General features: G+C 63.1%; 18 protein-coding genes and 1 pseudogene. 13 read left to right on the forward strand and 6 right to left on the reverse strand.

Going from position 1 to position 18,706, the window contains the following annotated elements:
- The first annotated feature begins 74 nt into the window (after positions 1-74).
- The 6 genes and pseudogenes from bamA to lpxB all read left to right on the forward strand — a co-directional run bounded on the left by bamA (position 75) and on the right by lpxB (position 6,277).
- Complete coding sequence (bamA, locus tag FCK22_RS06755; RefSeq protein ID WP_136720304.1) at positions 75-2,411, forward strand: outer membrane protein assembly factor BamA; 2,337 nt, start codon at positions 75-77, stop codon at positions 2,409-2,411.
- A 4-nt stretch (positions 2,412-2,415) separates the two neighbouring features.
- Positions 2,416-3,000 carry an OmpH family outer membrane protein gene (locus tag FCK22_RS06760; protein WP_136720305.1) on the forward strand — a complete coding sequence of 195 codons (585 nt, stop codon included), beginning with the start codon at positions 2,416-2,418 and terminating at the stop codon, positions 2,998-3,000.
- An 81-nt stretch (positions 3,001-3,081) separates the two neighbouring features.
- The gene (fabZ, locus tag FCK22_RS06765) at positions 3,082-3,552 is read left to right on the forward strand and encodes a 3-hydroxyacyl-ACP dehydratase FabZ (RefSeq protein ID WP_067264885.1); all 471 of its coding nucleotides are present in this window, start codon (positions 3,082-3,084) and stop codon (positions 3,550-3,552) included.
- Positions 3,549-4,331, forward strand: coding sequence for an acyl-ACP--UDP-N-acetylglucosamine O-acyltransferase (gene lpxA / locus FCK22_RS06770; RefSeq protein ID WP_136720306.1), 783 nt, complete (start codon positions 3,549-3,551; stop codon positions 4,329-4,331). The genes fabZ and lpxA overlap by 4 nt, the downstream gene beginning before the upstream one ends.
- A complete protein-coding gene (gene lpxI, locus FCK22_RS06775) occupies positions 4,328-5,128 on the forward strand; it encodes a UDP-2,3-diacylglucosamine diphosphatase LpxI (RefSeq protein ID WP_067266045.1) in 801 nt (266 codons plus the stop codon). The genes lpxA and lpxI overlap by 4 nt, the downstream gene beginning before the upstream one ends.
- Positions 5,125-6,277: pseudogene (gene lpxB, locus FCK22_RS06780) on the forward strand (lipid-A-disaccharide synthase). Before lpxI ends, lpxB begins: the two are co-directional and overlap by 4 nt.
- A gap of 6 nt (positions 6,278-6,283) precedes the next feature.
- On the opposite strand, the gene mnmA reads toward lpxB, so the two are convergent.
- Positions 6,284-7,426: a tRNA 2-thiouridine(34) synthase MnmA gene (gene mnmA, locus FCK22_RS06785; RefSeq protein WP_067266051.1), complete on the reverse strand. Its 1,143-nt coding sequence runs from the start codon at positions 7,424-7,426 to the stop codon at positions 6,284-6,286.
- 120 nt (positions 7,427-7,546) lie between these two features.
- Here mnmA and FCK22_RS06790 point away from each other — a divergent pair, with 120 nt between their 5' ends.
- From FCK22_RS06790 to FCK22_RS19545, 5 genes are all read left to right on the forward strand, one after another.
- Positions 7,547-7,825, forward strand: a complete 279-nt coding sequence (locus FCK22_RS06790; RefSeq protein WP_067266163.1) for a DUF1153 domain-containing protein — start codon at positions 7,547-7,549, stop codon at positions 7,823-7,825.
- A 94-nt stretch (positions 7,826-7,919) separates the two neighbouring features.
- Complete coding sequence (gene ctrA, locus FCK22_RS06795) at positions 7,920-8,627, forward strand: response regulator transcription factor CtrA (protein WP_136720308.1); 708 nt, start codon at positions 7,920-7,922, stop codon at positions 8,625-8,627.
- A 101-nt stretch (positions 8,628-8,728) separates the two neighbouring features.
- Positions 8,729-10,849 (forward strand): NAD-dependent DNA ligase LigA, encoded by a 2,121-nt coding sequence (gene ligA / locus FCK22_RS06800; protein WP_067266901.1) that lies wholly within the window; start codon positions 8,729-8,731, stop codon positions 10,847-10,849.
- A complete protein-coding gene (gene recG / locus FCK22_RS06805; protein ID WP_067266899.1) occupies positions 10,846-12,936 on the forward strand; it encodes an ATP-dependent DNA helicase RecG in 2,091 nt (696 codons plus the stop codon). Before ligA ends, recG begins: the two co-directional genes overlap by 4 nt.
- A 99-nt stretch (positions 12,937-13,035) precedes the next feature.
- The gene (locus FCK22_RS19545) at positions 13,036-13,164 is read left to right on the forward strand and encodes a hypothetical protein (protein ID WP_269451604.1); all 129 of its coding nucleotides are present in this window, start codon (positions 13,036-13,038) and stop codon (positions 13,162-13,164) included.
- A gap of 193 nt (positions 13,165-13,357) precedes the next feature.
- Here FCK22_RS19545 and FCK22_RS06810 read toward each other — a convergent pair whose 3' ends face one another.
- Entirely contained in the window at positions 13,358-13,819 is a 462-nt protein-coding gene (locus FCK22_RS06810; RefSeq protein ID WP_067266897.1) for an iron-sulfur cluster assembly scaffold protein, read from the reverse strand.
- Between the two features lie 75 nt (positions 13,820-13,894).
- Between FCK22_RS06810 and hisI the strand changes: the two genes are divergently transcribed.
- Entirely contained in the window at positions 13,895-14,254 is a 360-nt protein-coding gene (hisI, locus tag FCK22_RS06815; protein WP_067266895.1) for a phosphoribosyl-AMP cyclohydrolase, read from the forward strand.
- Between the two features lie 9 nt (positions 14,255-14,263).
- Here the strand turns inward: hisI and gluQRS are convergent, their stop codons facing one another.
- From gluQRS to FCK22_RS06835, 4 genes are all read right to left on the reverse strand, one after another.
- On the reverse strand, positions 14,264-15,121 hold the full coding sequence (gene gluQRS / locus FCK22_RS06820; RefSeq protein WP_067266893.1) for a tRNA glutamyl-Q(34) synthetase GluQRS: 858 nt from the start codon (positions 15,119-15,121) through the stop codon (positions 14,264-14,266).
- Positions 15,118-15,732 carry a methyltransferase domain-containing protein gene (locus FCK22_RS06825; protein ID WP_067266892.1) on the reverse strand — a complete coding sequence of 205 codons (615 nt, stop codon included), beginning with the start codon at positions 15,730-15,732 and terminating at the stop codon, positions 15,118-15,120. Before FCK22_RS06825 ends, gluQRS begins: the two co-directional genes overlap by 4 nt.
- A 54-nt stretch (positions 15,733-15,786) precedes the next feature.
- Complete coding sequence (gene trmFO / locus FCK22_RS06830; RefSeq protein ID WP_067266890.1) at positions 15,787-17,127, reverse strand: methylenetetrahydrofolate--tRNA-(uracil(54)-C(5))-methyltransferase (FADH(2)-oxidizing) TrmFO; 1,341 nt, start codon at positions 17,125-17,127, stop codon at positions 15,787-15,789.
- A 249-nt stretch (positions 17,128-17,376) separates the two neighbouring features.
- Entirely contained in the window at positions 17,377-18,162 is a 786-nt protein-coding gene (locus FCK22_RS06835; protein ID WP_067266886.1) for an enoyl-CoA hydratase, read from the reverse strand.
- Positions 18,163-18,220: 58 nt separating this feature from the next.
- Here FCK22_RS06835 and FCK22_RS06840 point away from each other — a divergent pair, with 58 nt between their 5' ends.
- Positions 18,221-18,649: a PaaI family thioesterase gene (locus FCK22_RS06840; protein ID WP_067266884.1), complete on the forward strand. Its 429-nt coding sequence runs from the start codon at positions 18,221-18,223 to the stop codon at positions 18,647-18,649.
- Positions 18,650-18,706 lie beyond the last annotated feature (57 nt).

An 18,706-nucleotide genomic window follows, 5' to 3' on the forward strand; every position in this document is an offset into this window, starting at 1 on the left:
CCTGCGTAGTCAGGTTGACAACAATGTCGTAAAAAAAACGGGTCGGTGTAATGGGACTGAGGAACGAGGGCAGAATGCCCGTCGAATGGGCGCAGCGCAGCAATGTCGGCAAGACCCTTCGGGGGGCATCGCTTTGTGTCATGTTGTCCGTCGCGTGGCTCGTGCCCGGCAGCCAAGCGCAGGCACAGCAATATCAGTTCAACACGGTTGTCATCGACGGCAATGAGCGGATTGGCGATAGCGCCATCCTGCGCCGCGCGGGCATCGGACGTGGGCAGGCGGTGACGGGCGGTCAGTTGAACGACGCCTATCAGAACCTGCAAAACTCGGGTCTGTTCGAATCCGTCTCACTTGAGCCGCAGGGCGGCACGCTGGTGATCACGGTGGTCGAACTGCCGACGCTGAACCGCGTCAGCTTTGAGGGCAACCGCCGCATCAAGGATGAGATGCTGGCCGAACTCATCGGCTCGACCGAACGGCGGGTGTTCAACCCCAGCCAAGCCGAGCAAGACGCCGCCGCCATTGCCGAGGCTTATAGCAACGAGGGGCGCCTGTCGGCCCGCGTGCAGCCGCGCATCATCCGCCGCGACCAGAACCGCGTCGATCTGGTGTTCGAGATTTTCGAAGGCGACAATGTCGAGATCGAGCGTCTGAGCTTTGTCGGCAACCGCGTCTATTCCGACCGTCGCCTGCGCCGCGTTCTGGGCACCAAACAGGCCGGTCTGTTCCGCCGTTTGGTCAAGCGCGACACCTATGTCGAAGGCCGCGTCGAGGCTGACAAACAGTTGCTGCGGGATTTCTACCTGTCGCGCGGCTATGTCGACATGCGCACCGAGGCGGTGAATGCCGAGTTGACCGAAGAGCGTGATGGCGTCTTTGTGGCCTATAACATCACCGAGGGGCAGCAGTTCCGTTTCGGCGAGGTGAAGCTGGAATCCGAAGTGCCCGGCCTGAATGCGGCGGCCTATCGCGACCTGCTCAAGATCCGCCGCGGCGTGATCTATTCCCCGACCTTGATTGAGAATGACATTGCCCGGATCGAGCGCCAAGCGATCCGCGATGGCGTCGATTTTCTGCGCGTCGAGCCGGTGATCGACCGCAATGACCGCGACCTGTCGCTCAACGTGACCTACAAACTCTCCCGTGGGGAGCGCATCTTTGTTGAGCGGATCGACATCGAAGGCAACACCACCACGCTCGACCGTGTGATCCGGCGCGAGTTCGACAGCGTGGAGGGTGACCCCTTCAACCCACGCGAAATCCGCCAAGCAGCAGAACGCATCCGCGCGTTGCAGTATTTCGAGACCGCAGAGGTCAACGCCCGCCAAGGTTCCAGCCCCGAACAGGTCGTGATCGACGTGGATGTGGAAGAGAAGCCCACAGGCTCGCTGAACTTCGGCGGTTCCTTCTCGAACAACGACGGTTTCGGTGTGGCGGTCAGCTTCCAAGAGGAAAACTTCCTCGGGCGCGGGCAGCGGCTAAACCTGTCGATCTCCACCGCCGAGGATGCCACCCGCTATGGCGTGACCTTTGTCGAGCCGCGCTTCCTTGGCCGCGACGTGGCGCTTGGCCTCAAGCTGGACTATGCCGAGACCAATTCCTCCTACACCAGCTATGACACCGAACGTCTGGTGTTCCAGCCCAGCCTGACCTTCCCGGTCAGCGAGAATGGCCGTCTGTCGACGCGCTATACTCTCGAAGGGATCGAGATGCTGGAGCGGGATGACGAAGACAACAGCGCCACCATCGCGAGTGAAATCGCAGAGGGCGCGCTTTTCTCCTCCTCCATCGGGTACACCTATACCTATGACACCCGTCGCAGCGGGCTGGACCCGACGCAGGGCGTTCTGTTCGAGTTCGGGCAGGATTTCGCCGGGCTGGGCGGGGACAACGAATATATCAAGACCACGGCCAAGATCGCGGGCGAAAAGCGCATCTTTAACGAGGAAGTCACCCTGCGTGCCACGCTCGAAGGTGGTGCGCTGTCTTGGAACAGCGGCACCAACCGCGCGGTGGACCGGTTCATCCTTGGCCCATCCATCATCGTTCGCGGCTTTGAGCCCGGCGGCATCGGGCCGCGCGACCAGAGCAACGGGGTGGACGACGCGCTTGGCGGCAACCTATTTGCCGTGGCCCGTTTCGAGGCGGAGTTCCCACTGGGTCTGCCTGAGGAATATGGCATCACCGGCGGCGTCTTCTATGACGTGGGCAACCTGTGGGACCTGAGCGATGTCGACACCAGCGGCGGCACCATCGTCGGCGAAAGCGGTTCGTTCCGCCATGTGATCGGCCTCTCGGTCTTCTGGGACACGCCGCTTGGCCCGCTTCAGTTCAACGTCTCCGACGCGCTGAAGAAAGAGAGCTTTGACAAAGAGCAGAGCTTTGAGGTCACCCTGCGGACCACGTTCTAAGCCCATGCGCCGCGCCTTCATCCCCTTGGTGATGATGCTGGCCGGGGCCGCCCCCGGCCTTGCGCAGCAGGGGCCCTTGGCAGACCCTCAGACAAACACGCCCGCCCCGGCGCGGGGCGGCGTGATCAGCCCGGTGCTGACCATCGATTCCGAACGCCTGTTCCGCGACAGTGCCTTTGGCCAGCGCGTCAGCCGCGAGATCGAAGCCCAGAGCGAGGAACTTGCCGCCGAGAACCGCGAGATTGAAGCGGCGCTTGAGGCGGAGGAACGCGAACTCACCGAAAAGCGCTCTCAGCTGAAACCGGCGCAGTTCCGGCTTTTGGCCGATGCTTTTGACGAAAAGGTGCAGCGCACAAGGGCAGAGCAGGCGGCGAAGAACCGGGCGCTGAGCGAGGCGCTGGACCTTGAGCGCGAGCGGTTTCTGGCCGCTGCGGCCCCGGTGCTTGAGCAGTTGATGCGCAATTCCGACGCAGCGGTCATTCTGGAGCGGCGGCGGGTCTTTGTCTCGTCCTCCGCGATTGAGGTTACGGATGAGGCGATTGCGCTTTTGGACGAGACGATCGGCAGCGGGCTGACGGACGCCGAGTAAGCGGCGCAGCTGCCGGGATGCTTGCCCCCAGCCGCCCGAATTGGTAGCCCTTCAGCAACCTTCTGAGACAAAGGACAGTCCATGACCGAAGAGCTGCTGCGCGCCGATATCCAAATGATCCAGCGCATCCTGCCGCACCGCTATCCCTTTTTGCTGGTCGACAAGGTCGAAGAGATCGCGGGCACCGAGAGTGCTGTCGGCTATAAGAACGTCACCATGAACGAGCCGCATTTTCAGGGCCATTTCCCCGGCACGCCGATCATGCCGGGCGTGACGATTGTGGAGGCAATGGCCCAGACTGCGGGTGTGATGGTGGGCACGGCCCTTGGCATGCAGGACCGCGACATGCTGATCTATTTCATGTCCATCGATAAATGTAAGTTCCGCCGCAAGGTTGGCCCCGGCGATGTGCTGCGGATGGACCTCAAGACCCTGCGCGGCAAGCCGGGTGCGAAGATCTGGAAATTCGGCGGCGTGGCCACTGTTGAGGGTGAAATGGCCGCCGAGGCCGAGTTCATGGCGATGTTGGATCTCCCGCAGGACGCGGCATGAGCAATATCCACCCCAGTGCCGTGATCGAAGAGGGCGCGCAGATCGACCCTTCGGCGCGCGTCGGCCCCTTCTGCGTGGTCGGGCCCGAGGTCGTGCTGAAGGCGGATGTGGAGCTGAAATCCCATGTCGTCGTCACCGGCCGGACCGAGGTCGGCGCGGGCACGGTGATCTTCTCTTTCGCGGTGATCGGTGAGATTCCGCAGGATCTGAAGTTCAAGGGCGAAGCCAGCCGTTTGGTCATCGGGGAGCGGAACCGTATCCGCGAACATGTCACCATGAACTGCGGCACCGAAGGTGGCGGCGGGGTGACCCGCGTGGGCGATGACGGGCTCTTCATGGCCGGCTGCCACATCGCTCATGACGCCGTGGTCGGCAATCGGGTCATCGTGGTGAACAACGCCGCCGTCGCCGGGCATTGCGTGCTTGAAGATGATGTGATCATCGGCGGGCTGTCTGGCATTCATCAATGGGTGCGGATCGGGCAGGGTGCGATCATCGGCGCGGTGACCATGGTGACGAATGACGTGATCCCCTACGGCCTTGTGCAAGCGCCGCGCGGTGATCTCGACGGGCTGAACCTCGTTGGGCTGAAACGCGCGGGCGTGGCGCGCAGCGATATCACGGCGCTTAGGGCCGCGTTCCAGATGCTGGCGCAGGGCGAGGGGACATTCTCCGACCGGGCGCGGCGTTTGGGGGACGAGACCCAAAGCGATTACGTCCGCCAGATCGTCGATTTCGTCATGGCCGACACGGGCCGCCATTTCCTGACGCCGAAATGAGCCTTGCGCTGATCGCCGGGCGCGGCGACCTGCCCGCGCGGGTGGCGGCGGCGCAGGACGTGCCGCCTTTGGTCTGCGCCTATGAGGGCTGCGCGCCCGATGGGCTGAAGGCCGATCTGACCTTCCGGTTGGAAACTTTGGGCAGCTTGCTTGCGCATCTTCTGGGCCTTGGCATCCGTGAGGTGTGCCTCTGCGGAGCGATCGACCGGCCGACGCTCGATCCTGCCAAGCTCGACATGCGCACGGCGCCCTTGGTGCCGCAGTTCAAGGCCGCCCTTGCGGCGGGCGACAATGGCGCGCTTGAGGTGATCAAGACGATTTTCGAAGATCACGGCCTGCGGGTGGTTGGGGCCGATGAACTGGTCCCGGACCTGCTGGCCGACAGCGGTGTACTGTCCCGCGAGCGGCCCGACGATCAGATGCGCCGGGATGCGGCGCGCGGCGCGGCGGTGCTTGATGGGTTGGCAAGCTTGGACATCGGGCAGGCCTGCGTGATCGGGCGCGAACAGGTTTACGGGGTTGAGGCCATTGGGGGCACGGATCACCTGTTGGCGACCCTGCCAGAAGCGGTACAGGGCGCGCGCGCAGTGCTCTGCAAAGGCCCGAAAACTGGCCAAATCCGTGAGATCGACCTGCCGACCATCGGCCCCGACACGCTGCGCGCCGCCCATGCGGCGGGGCTGGCGGGCGTGGTGGTCAACGCCGGTGGTGTGATGCTGCTGGAGCGGGACATTTGCGTGGCGCTGGCCGATGAATTGGGATTGGTGCTTTGGGTCCGAGAGGGGGACGCGGGATGAAGGTGTTCATTCTGGCAGGCGAGCCTTCGGGCGACCGGTTGGGCGGCGCGCTCATGGCCGGGTTGAAAGAACTCTGCCCCGAGGTGACATTCGACGGCATCGGCGGCCCGCAGATGATGGCTGAGGGGCTGGAAAGCCGCTTTGACATGGACGAGCTCAGCGTCATGGGGCTGGCGGAGATCCTGCCCAAATACCGCGCGCTGATGGCCCGGATCAATGAGACGGCACAGGCGGTGATTGAAACCAAGCCAGATGTGCTCATTACCATCGACAGCCCCGATTTCTCACTGCGCGTGGCGCGCAAGGTGAAAGAGAAATCCGACATCAGAACAGTGCATTACGTGGCCCCAACCGTCTGGGCTTGGCGCCCCGGTCGGGCCGAGAAAATGGCCCGTTCCGTCGATCACGTCCTCGCCCTGTTCCCCTTCGAGCCGCCCTATATGGAAGCGGCGGGCATGGCTTGTGATTTCGTCGGCCACCCGGTGGTGGCCGAGCCCGTGGCCGATGACGCCGCCGCCGCGTCGTTCCGTGCCGAACACCTCCTCGCCGATGCGCCCTTGCTGCTTGCCTTGCCCGGTTCGCGCCGGGGGGAGGTCTCGCGGCTGGCCCCGGTGTTCCAGCAGGTCGTCGCGCGATTGGTCGAGGCCGAGCCGTCCTTGCGCGTCGTCGTCCCTGCGGCGGCCCCTGTCGCCGCCTTGGTCAAACAGGTCACGCGCAACTGGGCGGGCAATCCGCTGGTGCTGGACCCGCGCGACCAAAGCGTCGAGGCTTTCACCGCCAGCAAACGCGCCGCCTTCCGCGCAGCGGATGTGGCGCTTGCGGCCTCGGGCACCGTATCGCTGGAGCTCGCCGCGGTGAACACGCCGATGGTCATCGCCTATGACATGAATTGGATCAGCCGCCAGATCATCGGCCGGATGCTGCGGGTGGATACGGTGACGCTGGTCAACCTCGTCTCGGAAACCCGCGTGGTGCCGGAATTCATCGGCGCGAACTGCCGCCCCGGCCCGATTGCCGAAGGTGTCTTGCAAGTGCTGCGCGCGCCCGGCGCCCAGAAGGACGCCATGGCGCTGACGATGGCGCGTTTGGGGCAGGGGGGGGGAGGCTCCCGGCCTGCGGGCCGCGCGGGCGGTGCTGGCGCGGCTTTAAGGGCTGTCAGCCCCGGTGGATCCAGCCGCCGCCGAAAATCCGGGTGCTTTCAGGATCATAGAAAACACAGGCCTGCCCGGGAGAGACGCCTTCCTCGGCGGTGAGTAGCTCGACCTCGGCCTCCGTTTCGCTGATCGGGCGCAGGATCGCATCGCGCGGCGGACGGGTGGAGCGCACGCGCACGGCGATGTTCCATTCCGCCTGTGAGGTCAGGGGCGCATCGCCCAGCCAGTTGATCTCGCGCACCGGGATTTTGCGGGTGGCGAGCATGGATTTCGGACCGACGACCACCTCTTTCCGCTCAGGGTCGAGCTTCACGACATAAAGCGGATCGGCAAGACCGCCGATGCCGAGGCCCCGGCGCTGGCCGATCGTGTAATGGATCACGCCCTCGTGGCTGCCCAGCACATTGCCCTCGGTGTCGACGATATTGCCCGGATCAGCGGCCTCGGGGCGTAGTTTGCGGATCACCGCAGCGTAGTCGCCGTTCGGGACAAAGCAGATGTCTTGGCTGTCGGGCTTGTCGGCAACCTCCAGCCCGTATTTCGCGGCGAGCTTGCGGGTGTCGTCCTTGCTCGGCAGATGGCCCAGCGGGAAGCGCAGGTAGGAAAGCTGCTCTTCGGTGGTGGAGAAGAGGAAGTAGCTCTGGTCGCGGTTGCCATCGGCGGCGGCATGCAGCTCCGGCCCGTTCTCGCCCATCTTGCGCTGGATATAGTGACCGGTGGCCATGCAGTCGGCTTCCAGATCCTTGGCGGTTTCCAGCAGATCCTTGAACTTTACCCGTTCGTTGCAGCGGATGCAGGGCACCGGCGTGGCGCCGCCGAGGTAGCTGTCGGCAAACTCGTCAATCACGGCGTCCTTGAAGACGTTCTCATAGTCCAAGACGTAATGCGGGAAGCCCATCTCTTCGGCCACGCGGCGAGCATCTTGAATGTCGACCCCCGCGCAGCAGGCGCCTTTCTTGGCCAGCGCCGCGCCGTGATCGTAAAGCTGTAGGGTGACGCCCACAACGTCATAGCCCTCGTCCTTGAGCATGGCCGCGACGACAGAACTGTCCACGCCGCCCGACATCGCCACGACGACGCGCGTATCGGCAGGCGCTTTGGCAAAGCCAAGCGAATTGAGCGGCGGGGTCTGATCAAGGGCCATGGGTCTCTCCGGAGTTTGTGCGCGAATATAGGAAAATCCTACCTAGTCACAAGGGCGGGCTTCACGCCGCGTTAAGGCAGGTGGGGGTTATTGGACGCCAAAACAATGGCGGATGATGCGATGTACCTGAAAAAAGTCGATGGGCCACGGTCTGTTACCCTCGCTGACGGGAGCGTTATGTCCCGCGCCGATTTGCCAAGCGCCGATACCCGCAGATGGGTCGCCTCGCGCAAGGCGGCGGTGGTGCGGGGGGTGGTCTATGGGCTGATCACCCAATCCGAAGCGCTGGAGCGTTACGGTATCAGTGATGAGGAATTTATGGAGTGGTTACATGCGGTTACCGAACATGGGGAAGCGGCGCTGAAAGCCACGGCCTTGAAAAAGTATAGACAACTTTAAGTTGTTAATCTATCCTATCGAGTATCGGTAACGGGTAGTTAACCTTTTTTGCTCAGGGTGAGCCCATCGTCCAAGATGAGCCGGAGTAACCGAAATGCGTGTATTGTTAGTTGAAGACGACCCAACGACCTCTCGCAGTATCGAACTGATGCTGACCCATGCGAATCTCAACGTCTACGCCACCGACCTGGGCGAAGAGGGAATCGATCTGGCCAAGCTTTACGATTATGATTTGATCCTGCTCGACCTCGATCTGCCGGATATGAACGGCCATGACGTGCTGCGCCAGTTACGGCTCGCCCGGATCGAGACGCCGATCCTGATCCTCTCAGGCTCCGACGATACGGAAAATAAGCTGAGGGGCTTCGGCTTCGGCGCCGACGATTATTTGACCAAACCCTTTCATCGGGAGGAATTGGTGGCCCGGATTCATGCCATCATTCGGCGGTCCAAGGGGCATTCGCAATCCATCATCAAGACGGGCCAAGTGGCGGTGAACCTTGATGCCAAGACCGTCAGCGTGAACGATACCCCCGTGCATCTGACCGGCAAGGAATACCAGATGCTCGAACTGCTGAGTCTGCGGAAGGGCACCACCCTGACCAAGGAAATGTTTCTTAACCACCTCTATGGCGGCATGGATGAGCCTGAGTTGAAGATCATCGATGTCTTCATCTGCAAACTTCGCAAGAAGCTGAGCCAAGCCACCGGCGGGGAGAGCTATATCGAGACGGTCTGGGGTCGCGGCTATGTGCTGCGCGATCCTGACCCGGTCGAGATGGATTTGGCCGCCAGCGCCTGATCCCGCTCGGCTCGGGCTTGAAATCATTCGCCCTGAAATCGCTAGACCTGCCCCTGATCGCCACCTATCTAAGCGACAGATGAAAATATCGGGGGCAGATCGTGACATCCCAGATCGAGGTTGAAGCGCTGACCAAAGCGCAGGCAGAGACGGAATTGGCCCGGCTGGCCGAGGTGTTGCGCGCAGCCAACACAGCCTATCATACGGAAGATGCACCGGAAATCTCCGATGCGGAATATGACGCGCTCAAGCGCCGCAATGCCGAGATCGAAGCGCGTTTCCCGAACCTTAAGCGCGCCGATAGCCCCTCGGAACAGGTCGGCGCGCCGGTCGCCGAAGGTTTTGGGAAGATACGCCATGCGGTGCCGATGCTCTCGCTCGCCAATGCTTTCGACGCCGAGGAAGTCACCGAATTCGACGCGCGGATCCGCAAATACCTCGGCCTCGGCGCCGATGCGCCGCTGGCCTATACGGCCGAGCCCAAGATCGACGGGCTGTCACTTTCTCTGCGCTACGAAAACGGCGTGCTGGTCCAGGCCGCCACCCGCGGCGATGGCGCTGTGGGTGAGAATGTCAGCGCGAACGCCCGCACGATCCAAGACATCCCGCAAGAGCTCAAGAACGCGCCCGATCTGCTGGAGGTGCGCGGCGAGGTCTATATGAGCCACGCCGATTTCGCGGCCCTGAACGCGCGGCAGGCGGAAAGGGGCGGCAAGACTTTCGCCAACCCGCGCAATGCCGCCGCCGGGTCGTTGCGCCAATTGGACCCCGAAATCACCCGCGCGCGGCCCCTGCGGTTCTTCGCCTATGCTTGGGGCGCGCTTTCGGCGCCCTTGGGTGACACCCAAAAGGGCGCCATCGACCGTTTGGCGGAACTGGGGTTCTCGACCAACCCTTTGACCGCGCTTTGCGCGGGGCCGGGCGATATGGTCGCCCATTATGAGACGATCGAGGCGCAGCGCGCGACCCTTGGCTATGACATCGACGGCGTGGTCTACAAGGTCGATGACCTCGCCCTGCAGGACCGGCTCGGCTTTCGCTCGACCACCCCGCGTTGGGCCGTGGCCCATAAATTCGCCGCCGAACTGGCATGGACCCGGCTTGAGAGCATCGACATTCAGGTCGGCCGCACCGGCGCATTATCCCCCGTGGCGCGGTTGCAGCCGGTGACGGTGGGCGGTGTCGTCGTCTCCAACGCCACGCTGCACAATGAGGACTACATCAAAGGGCTCGACAGCAAGGGTGCCGAAATCCGCGGTGGCAAGGATGTGCGCGTCGGTGACTGGGTGCAGATTTACCGCGCGGGCGATGTGATCCCCAAAGTGGCCGATGTGGATCTGTCGAAACGCCCCGAGGATGCGGCGCCTTTCGTCTTTCCGACCACCTGCCCGGAATGCGGGTCGGATGCGATTCGCGAGCCGGGCGATGCGGTGCGCCGCTGCACCGGCGGGCTGATCTGCCCGGCCCAAGCCGTTGAAAAGCTGATCCATTTTGTCAGCCGCAAAGCCTTTGACATCGACGGTCTGGGGGCAAAACAGGTCGAACAGTTCTACCACGACGGCTGGATTGCAGAGCCTGCGGATATTTTCACCCTGAAAGAGCGTTATGGCAGCGGCGTGCAGCAGTTGAAGAACCGCGAAGGCTGGGGGCCGAAATCGGCCGAAAACCTATTCCAAGCCATTGAAGATCGGCGCGAAATTCCCATGGCGCGGCTGATCTTTGCCCTCGGCATTCGCCATGTGGGCGAGGCGGCGTCGAACCTGATTGCGTTGCACTACGGCGATTGGCAGAGTTTCGAGGCCGCCATGGCCGAGGCCCGCGGGCTGGACGGCCCGGCGTGGGACGATCTGATCGGCGTCGATGGGGTGGGCAGCGTCATGGCAGGCTCGCTCGTCTCGGCCTTCGCGCAAGAGGCGGAGCGCGCCTCCATCGACCGGTTGGTGGCGCATCTGACCGTGATTCCTGCCGAGCGGCCCGACACCGAAGGCAGCCCGGTGGCGGGCAAGACGGTCGTCTTCACTGGCACCTTGGAGAAGATGAGCCGTGCCGAGGCCAAGGCCCGCGCGGAGCGTTTGGGGGCCAAGGTCTCAGGCTCGGTCAGCGGCAAGACCGACATTCTGGTCGCCGGGCCGGGGGCGGGGTCCAAGGCCAAGAAGGCCGCGGAACTGGGGATCGAGACCTTGGATGAAGACGGCTGGCTGGCCCTGATCGACGGCCAATGAGCGGCAGACCGGAACAGCTCTTCCCGCTTTTCGCCGGGCTGGAAACACTCGAAGGGGTGGGGCCTAAGACCGCGCAATTGCTGGGGCAATTGGGCATACAAGCGCCGCGCGACCTGATCTTTACCCTGCCGCATTCCGGCATCGACCGCCGTCTGCGCGACAGTGTGAAGGACGCGCATCTGCCCGCGACATTGACCGTCGCGGTCACCATTGGCGCGCATCGCCCCGCCCGCAACAAGGGCGGCGCCTATCGCATCATGGTCGAGGACGCGCAGACCAGTTTTCAACTGGTCTATTTCCACGCGCGGGGCGATTATTGGCAGCGCCAATTGCCCGAAGGCAGCCGCCGCATCGTCTCGGGCCGGGTGGAGTTTTTCGACGGGATGGCGCAGATGGTCCACCCCGATTTCGCGGTGCCGGAGGATCAGGCCAGCAGCATTCCCGATTTTGAGCCGGTTTATCCGCTGACCTCCGGACTGACACAAAAGCTGATGTACAAGGCCACCCGCGGCGCGTTGAAACGGCTGCCCGTGGTGGCCGAATGGGCCGATCCGGGGCAGGTGGCGCAGGCCGGCTGGCCCGATTTTGCCGCCGCCGCAGAGGCCGCCCATGATCCGCAGAAGGCCGAAGACCTCACCGCCACCGCGCCTGCGCGCGAGCGGTTGGCCTATGACGAGCTTTTCGCCCATCAGGTGACCTTGGCGTTGGCGCGACAGAATGAGCGGCGCAAGATGGGGCGGGCAAACCGGGGCGACGGGCGCCTGCAACAAAGGGTGCTGTCGTCCTTGCCCTATCGCCCCACCGGCGCGCAGCAGCGCGCGATCGAAGAGATCACCGCCGACATGGGCCGCGAGACCCGGATGAACCGGCTGTTGCAGGGCGATGTAGGGGCGGGCAAGACGCTGGTGGCTTTCATGGCGCTCTTGCGCGCGGTCGAAGCGGGCGGCCAAGCGGTGCTGATGGCGCCGACGGAAATCCTTGCCCGTCAGCACCTTATGGGGCTTCAACCGCTGGCGGAACAGGCGGGCGTGGTGCTGGAACTGCTCACCGGGCGCGACAAGGGGGGCGAGCGTCGGGCCAAGCTCGCGGCGCTGGAACGCGGCGATATCCAGATCCTCGTCGGCACCCACGCGGTCTTTCAGGCCGATGTTAGCTTTGCCGATCTGCGCCTCGCTGTGGTTGACGAACAGCACCGTTTCGGGGTGCGGCAGCGGCTGGAACTGGGCCGCAAGGGGAAGCTCGCCGATGTGCTCGTGATGACCGCCACGCCGATCCCGCGCAGTCTGGCGCTGGCGCAATACGGCGATATGGATGTCTCGATTCTGGATGAAAAGCCCCCCGGGCGGCAGCCCATTCGCACGGCGCTCGTCTCGACCGCACGGATCGATGAGGTCATCGACCGGATGCGCCATGCGATCAGCGAGGGGCGGCAGTGCTACTGGGTGTGTCCGCTGGTTGAGGAAAGCGAGGTCAGCGATCTCACGGCGGCGGAGGACCGGTTCAAACGTCTGCGCGCCGCTCTGGGCGAGGGCGTTGTCGGGCTGGTCCACGGCCAAATGCCGCCCGCCGAGAAGGACGCCGCCATGCGCGCCTTCCAAGCGGGGAAGACCAAGGTGCTGGTGGCTACCACGGTGATCGAAGTGGGCGTCGACGTGCCCAATGCGACGATCATGGTGGTCGAACGGGCCGAAATTTTCGGCCTCGCGCAGCTGCACCAGTTGCGGGGTCGCGTCGGGCGGGGCTCAGGCGCCTCGACCTGCCTTTTGATGTATCAAGCGCCGCTGAGTGAGACGGGCCGCCAGCGGCTTGAGGTGCTGCGCGAATCCGAGGACGGGTTTGTCATCGCCGAAACCGACCTGAAGATGCGCGGCACGGGGGATCTGATTGGCACGGCGCAGTCCGGCGTGCCGCGTTTCCGCGTGGCGGATTTGGAGCGTCAGGCGGGCCTGATGGCGGTGGCGCAATCGGATGCCCGCAAGCTTCTGCTCGATGACCCCAGCCTCGAAGGGCCGCGCGGCAAGGCTGTGAGACTGCTTTTGTGGCTCATGCGCCAGGATGAGGCGATCCGTTTGATAACAGTGGGTTAGTAGTCAAAACCTCATTATGTTCGCGAATGTTCTCAAAAAGTTCTTTACTTGCGGGCGAAGAAATGAGAACAAAGAAGCAACACAGATAAGGAGGTATTGATGATGACTTACACTGCCCTGAAATCTATCGCCGTCAGATCACAGGCCACATTGTTGCAAGATGCAGCAGGGGCCGCCGCTTTGATCGTGATGCTGGTGGTGGGTCTGCATCTGCCCGCCTTTATCTGAGTTCTGCCAAGGCTCTCATGCCGTTTTGCCGCTGCATCCGTCCCAATTTGATGCTCCGACTTGCCTGTCCGCGTCGGTTTTCGGCAAAGTGGGTCCCACATGAGGCACGCCGACTGACGCCGCCATCCTTCGCCGGATGTGCGGCGTTTTTTTTTTAGCTGTTCAGGGAGGGGCTGACTGAGGCCTGTCGCGATCAGCGCTCGCCCGCTTCGGCAGGTGCCTCGGCCTCTTGCATCGCTTCCGTCAATGCTTCGATGCTGAGCATGATGGAGGCATGGCGGTTTTTATAGGCCGTGGCGGGGGTTAGCACTTCGAAACCGTCGAAAGGGGCATCCGGCACCGGGCCTTCGCCTTTAAGCATGGCGTGCAGTTGATCGCGTGCGGTTGCGATCTGCGCAAGCGACCTGCCGGGGGCGGCATCGCCCACCACGGCGGCGGCGGCTTGCCCCAGAGCGCAGGCTTTCACGTCCTGCTTCATCTCGGCCAGATGCCCATCCTCAACCCGCACATCGACCGTCACGGTGGAGCCGCAGAGCGGCGAGCGGCGTTTCACACTGGCCTGCGGGGTCTCCATGCGGCCCAAGTGGGGGATCTCGGCCGCGAGCGCGAGAATGCGCGCGGAGTAGAGCTTGATGAGGTCCGTCTCATCCGACATGGGCTGTTCCTTTTCGTGTTGAAACCCTACATAAGCGCCGCAGAGACAGATGCAAATATTTCCACGAGGTGCCCGATGACATTTGATCCTGCTAGCCTTCAGTTCAACGAAGCGGGCTTGATCCCGGCCATCGCGCAGGACGCTGAGACCCATGAGGTGCTCATGCTGGCGTGGATGAATGCGGAGAGCATCGCGCGTAGCCTAGAGACCGGCAAGGTCACCTATTGGAGCCGTTCGCGGCAGGCGTTCTGGGTGAAGGGCGAAACCAGCGGCAATGTGCAAAAGCTGGTCGAGATGCGCGTCGATTGTGACCGGGATTGCCTGTTGGTGATGGTGGATCAGACCGGGCCGGCCTGTCACACCGGGCGGCGGAGCTGCTTTTACACCGGCATTCAGGACGGCGAAGAGGTCGAACTGATGAAGCCGATGGGTTAAGACCGCGCGCTAAAGCCCGATGATTTCACGAATTTCATCGGGCGTGGCGCCGTTCTCGCGATAGAGTGCGATGGCGCGGGCGTCATCACGTTTGGCCAATCGCTTGCCGCTGTCATCGCGGATCAGACGGTGGTGGTGATAGAGCGGCGTCGGCAGGCCCAACAGCGCCTGTAGCACCACATGAATGTAGGTCGCATCAAACAGATCGGCCCCGCGCGGGACCAGCGTCACCCCCTGCGCGTCGTCGTCGAGCACGACGGAAAGGTGATAGGACGTGCCCATGTCGCGGCGGGCCAAGACCACATCCCCGACCGTGTCCATCAACTGATCGGAAGAGAGGGTGATCTTCCCAGTTTCGGCATTCGGCCCCTGGCCGTTTTCGGTGAAGCTTAGCTTGGTATTGCCAAGGTTTTCCAGTGCCTTACGCATATCGAGGCGCAGCGCGCCGGAGCCTTTGGAGTGGCCTGCCGTGCGGCAGGTGCCGGGGTAAATGAGGCCATCGGGGCCGTAGACGGGTTCTGCCCCCTCCTGCGGCGCGCTGGTGGCAGCGGCAATGTCGCGGCGGTTGCAGGTGCAGGCATAGAGCAGGCCGCGCGACCAGAGGGCATCTAGGGCGGCTTCATAGGCCGCCATTCGATCCGATTGCCGCATGACGGGATGCGGCCAGTCGATGCCCAGCCATGCGAGGTCTTCGTAGATCTGCGCCTCCCAATGAGCGCGCGCGCGGGATTGGTCGATGTCTTCGATCCGCAGCAGAAAATTGCCCCCTGCGGCCTTTGCAAGATCATGGGCCAAGAGTGCGGAATAGGCGTGGCCGAGGTGCAGTGGTCCGGTCGGAGATGGTGCGAATCTGGTGATAAGAGTCAATTCTTTTCAATCAGATATACGGTAGACTTCATGTCGATCCCGGGCAGGTGCGGCCCTTCCTCGGCAAAGAGGAGGATTGCCGCGCCGCAATCGGTCCATTCGTGGATCATGCCCAAGGCACCGCGATCTTCCAGCGCTTTTTCATTTAGTGAAAATAGGAGCTTACCGCCCTTTTCTAACCCATGCATCAGCGTATCGAAGAGGGTGATCGGGGCTGCACCGGGGCCGATCACACCGATGGCGCTGATCGCCGCATAAGCCCCGGGCGCAAAGGGAAGTGGCGCGTCAACTTCGAGTTCTAATAGGTTGCGGTATATGCCTTTTTTGCGCGCTTGCTCTAGCATGGCGGCGGATACATCACCGCCGTCGATGGTGGTGAAACCCGCCTGTTTCAGCGCCGCGCCGGACAGCCCGGTGCCGCAGCCGATGTCGAAGATCGGCTGCTCTTTGTCGTCGAGAAATTCTGCGAGCGTGGCAGCGGCGCGGTCGGGCGTGGCATAGCCTTGGGCCTTGATGTCCTCGTCATAGCTGCTTGCCCATTCGTCATAGAGGCTGCGGATCACATTCGTGTCCCGCGCCGCATAGGCCTTGTCGAAAAAATGCTGTGTCATGCCCCCTAGGATATGGGGGATGGGCGGGAGGATCCAGTGTTAACCCCCGCCGCGTTAACCTTGATTAAGCCATGTTTGCCAATCTGCCTTGGCGCGGTCGGTATAGGCTTTGTAGCGGTCCTTGCGGCCACGGCGCCCCGATTTCAGCCCTTCGACCGGGGGGAAAAGGCCGAAGTTCACGTTCATCGGTTGGAAGGTTTTTGCCTCGGCCCCGCCGGTGATATGGGTGATCAGCGCGCCCATGGCGGTGCTGTCGGGCGGGGTGGGCAGGCTGCCGCCCTTGATTTCGGCGGCGGCCATACGGCCCGCCAGCAGGCCCATGGCGGCGCTTTCGACATAGCCTTCGACACCGGTGATCTGACCCGCAAAGCGGATATTGTCGCGGCTGCGCAGGCGCATCTGGTCGTCGAGCAGTGTCGGCGAGTTGATGAAGGAGTTCCGGTGAATGCCGCCCAAACGGGCGAAGCGCGCGTCTTCTAGCCCCGGAATCCGTTTGAAAACATCTGTTTGCGCGCCGTACTTCATCTTGGTCTGGAAGCCGACGATATTGTAAAGCGTGCCCAGTTTATTGTCGCGGCGCAATTGCACCACGGCATGGGCCTTGACCTCGGGTTGGTGCGGATTGGTCAGCCCCACGGGTTTCATCGGGCCGTGGCGCAGGGTTTCGCGGCCCCGTTCGGCCATCACTTCGATGGGCAGGCAGCCGTCAAAATAGCCTGCGGTTTCGCCCTCGCGGAACTCGGTCTTTTCGGCGGCCAGCAGCGCGTCGATGAAATCCTCGTATTGCTCCTTGTCCATCGGGCAGTTGAGGTAGGCGGTGCGCTCTTCCTCGGTCTCGCCCTTGTCATAGCGCGACTGCATCCATGCTTTGGACATGTCGATGCTGTCGAAATAGACGATCGGCGCGATGGCGTCGAAAAAGGCCAGCGCCTCAGCGCCGGTTTCAGCCGCGATGGCTTCGGCGAGCTTGCCCGAGGTGAGCGGACCGGTGGCGATGATCCATTTGCCGTCGCGCGGCAGTTCGGTGATCTCGCCATATTCCACGGTGATGTTGGGGTGGGCGAGCAGCGTGTCGGTGACGCTCTGCGCGAAGGGGTCGCGGTCCACTGCCAATGCGCCGCCTGCGGGCAGGCGGTTCTTGTCGGCGCAGGCCATGATCAGCCCGTTGGCGGCACGCATTTCCCAATGCAGCAGGCCGACGGCGTTTTGCTCGTCATCATCCGAGCGGAAGGAGTTGGAGCAGACCATCTCGCCCAGAAGCCCGGTTTGGTGGGCGAAGGTTTCAACCTTGGGGCGCATTTCGTGGATCACGACCTTCACGCCCGCGTTCGCCGTTTGCCAAGCTGCCTCTGATCCGGCCATGCCGCCGCCGATGATGTGCAATGTATCTGTCATGGGGGCGATGTAGGGCAGGCCAGCGCCGCACGCAACAGGCAAGAACGGGCGGTCTGGCTTCTGAGGGGGAATGGTTTTGGGGTCGCCGCGGCGGGAATGGTCGGTCAGTGAGAGGCTGACCCGGAGGGACCTTCCGCCTGCGGCGACCCAAAATCATCAGGGTTTCTATGCCCTAACATAACTATGCCGTGATTTCGCCAGATTTGCCAGCCCCAGCGTGGCAACAAAGGCTGGCGGATTTGGAAACAATCATTGGGGCCAATCGGGGCGGCGTTTTTCCAAGAAGGCGTCGATGCCATCGCGTGTTTCCGCCTCAAGCATGTTGCGGACCATGACCTCGCCAGTAAAGGCGTAGGCTTGTTCGCTGGGCATCTGCATCTGTTGGTAGAAGGCGCCTTTGCCATGGGCGACGGCGGTGCCGAGTTTGGCGGCGATCTTCTCGGCCAGCGCCTCGGTCTCTTGGGCCAGTTGGTCGCCCGGCACGGCGCGGTTGATCAGGCCCAGTTCAGCAGCCCGGGGGGCGGAGATGAACTCGCCGGTGGTGAGCATCTCAAAGGCTTGTTTGCGCGGGATGTTTCGGGTCAGGGCGACCATGGGGGTTGAGCAGAAGAGGCCGATGCTCACGCCGTTGACGCCGAAGCGGCAGTCATCCGCGGCGATGGCCAGATCGCAGGTGGCGACAAGCTGACAGCCCGCGGCGGTGGCGATGCCATGCACTTGGGCGATGACGGGCTGCGGCAGGCTTTGGATGCGGGCCATCAGGGCGGCGCAGCGGTCGAAAAGCTCTTTGAAACCTGCCGCTCCCCCGTCTTCGGCTTGGCGCATGGCGGTCATTTGGCGCAGGTCGTGCCCCGCGCAGAAGGCTTTGCCAGCGCCGGACAGGACGATGACCCGCGTGGCGCGGTCCGGGGCCAATTGGTCGAAGCGCGCGTGCAGGGCGGCCAGCATTTCGTCCGACAGGGCGTTCAGCCGCTCGGGGGCGTTCATGCGCAGGTGGGTCACCGACCCGCGTGCCGTAACGTCAAGAATTGCCACCTTGCCCTCCCCGGTTGATCGCGCCAACGTTACGCCGAGGACAGCAGGGAGGACAAGTATGGCCGTGGTGATGGATGCGAAGGCGTTGGAAGCCTTCATGCGGGAGGTGTTCGATCAGGTAGCGGATGATTTCGCCGTGGATCATGTGGCCGAGAACGAGATCACCATGCGCCTGTTGACCAGCCGCCGCCATCTGCGGCCCGGAGGGACTGTTTCAGGCCCGTCGATGTTCGCGCTGGCGGATGTCTCGGCCTATCTGGTGACGCTGGCGATGATCGGGCCCAAGGCGCTGGCGGTGACGACGAATTGCTCGATTGATTTTATGCGTAAACCGCTGGCGGATGTGCCGCTGGTGGCCCATGCCAAGCTGCTGAAGCTGGGGCGGCAGCTGTCGGTGACGGATGTGTTGATCTATTCCGAAGGGTCGGACAAGCCGGTCGCGCGGGCCGGGCTGACCTATGCGATTCCGCCAGCGTCGATGGGGTGAGGGGCAGAGTTTAGGGTCAGCGCCTGACCGTGGGGTGGCGATTGCGACGCCGGTCCA

The sequence above is a fragment of the Sulfitobacter sp. 15WGC genome (genome assembly GCF_005068605.1).
GTDB classification, from domain to species: domain Bacteria; phylum Pseudomonadota; class Alphaproteobacteria; order Rhodobacterales; family Rhodobacteraceae; genus Sulfitobacter; species Sulfitobacter faviae.

Bases quoted from the DNA above. Each gene is read 5' to 3' on its own strand.
- bamA (WP_136720304.1), top strand. From the start codon at position 75: ATGCCCGTCGAATGGGCGCAGCGCAGCAATGTCGGCAAGACCCTTCGG.
- FCK22_RS06760 (WP_136720305.1), top strand. From the start codon at position 2,416: ATGCGCCGCGCCTTCATCCCCTTGGTGATGATGCTGGCCGGGGCCGCC.
- fabZ (WP_067264885.1), top strand. From the start codon at position 3,082: ATGACCGAAGAGCTGCTGCGCGCCGATATCCAAATGATCCAGCGCATC.
- lpxA (WP_136720306.1), top strand. From the start codon at position 3,549: ATGAGCAATATCCACCCCAGTGCCGTGATCGAAGAGGGCGCGCAGATC.
- lpxI (WP_067266045.1), top strand. From the start codon at position 4,328: ATGAGCCTTGCGCTGATCGCCGGGCGCGGCGACCTGCCCGCGCGGGTG.
- mnmA (WP_067266051.1), bottom strand. From the start codon at position 7,426: ATGGCCCTTGATCAGACCCCGCCGCTCAATTCGCTTGGCTTTGCCAAA.
- FCK22_RS06790 (WP_067266163.1), top strand. From the start codon at position 7,547: ATGTACCTGAAAAAAGTCGATGGGCCACGGTCTGTTACCCTCGCTGAC.
- ctrA (WP_136720308.1), top strand. From the start codon at position 7,920: ATGCGTGTATTGTTAGTTGAAGACGACCCAACGACCTCTCGCAGTATC.
- recG (WP_067266899.1), top strand. From the start codon at position 10,846: ATGAGCGGCAGACCGGAACAGCTCTTCCCGCTTTTCGCCGGGCTGGAA.
- FCK22_RS19545 (WP_269451604.1), top strand. From the start codon at position 13,036: ATGATGACTTACACTGCCCTGAAATCTATCGCCGTCAGATCACAGGCC.
- FCK22_RS06810 (WP_067266897.1), bottom strand. From the start codon at position 13,819: ATGTCGGATGAGACGGACCTCATCAAGCTCTACTCCGCGCGCATTCTC.
- hisI (WP_067266895.1), top strand. From the start codon at position 13,895: ATGACATTTGATCCTGCTAGCCTTCAGTTCAACGAAGCGGGCTTGATC.
- FCK22_RS06825 (WP_067266892.1), bottom strand. From the start codon at position 15,732: ATGACACAGCATTTTTTCGACAAGGCCTATGCGGCGCGGGACACGAAT.
- trmFO (WP_067266890.1), bottom strand. From the start codon at position 17,127: ATGACAGATACATTGCACATCATCGGCGGCGGCATGGCCGGATCAGAG.
- FCK22_RS06840 (WP_067266884.1), top strand. From the start codon at position 18,221: ATGGCCGTGGTGATGGATGCGAAGGCGTTGGAAGCCTTCATGCGGGAG.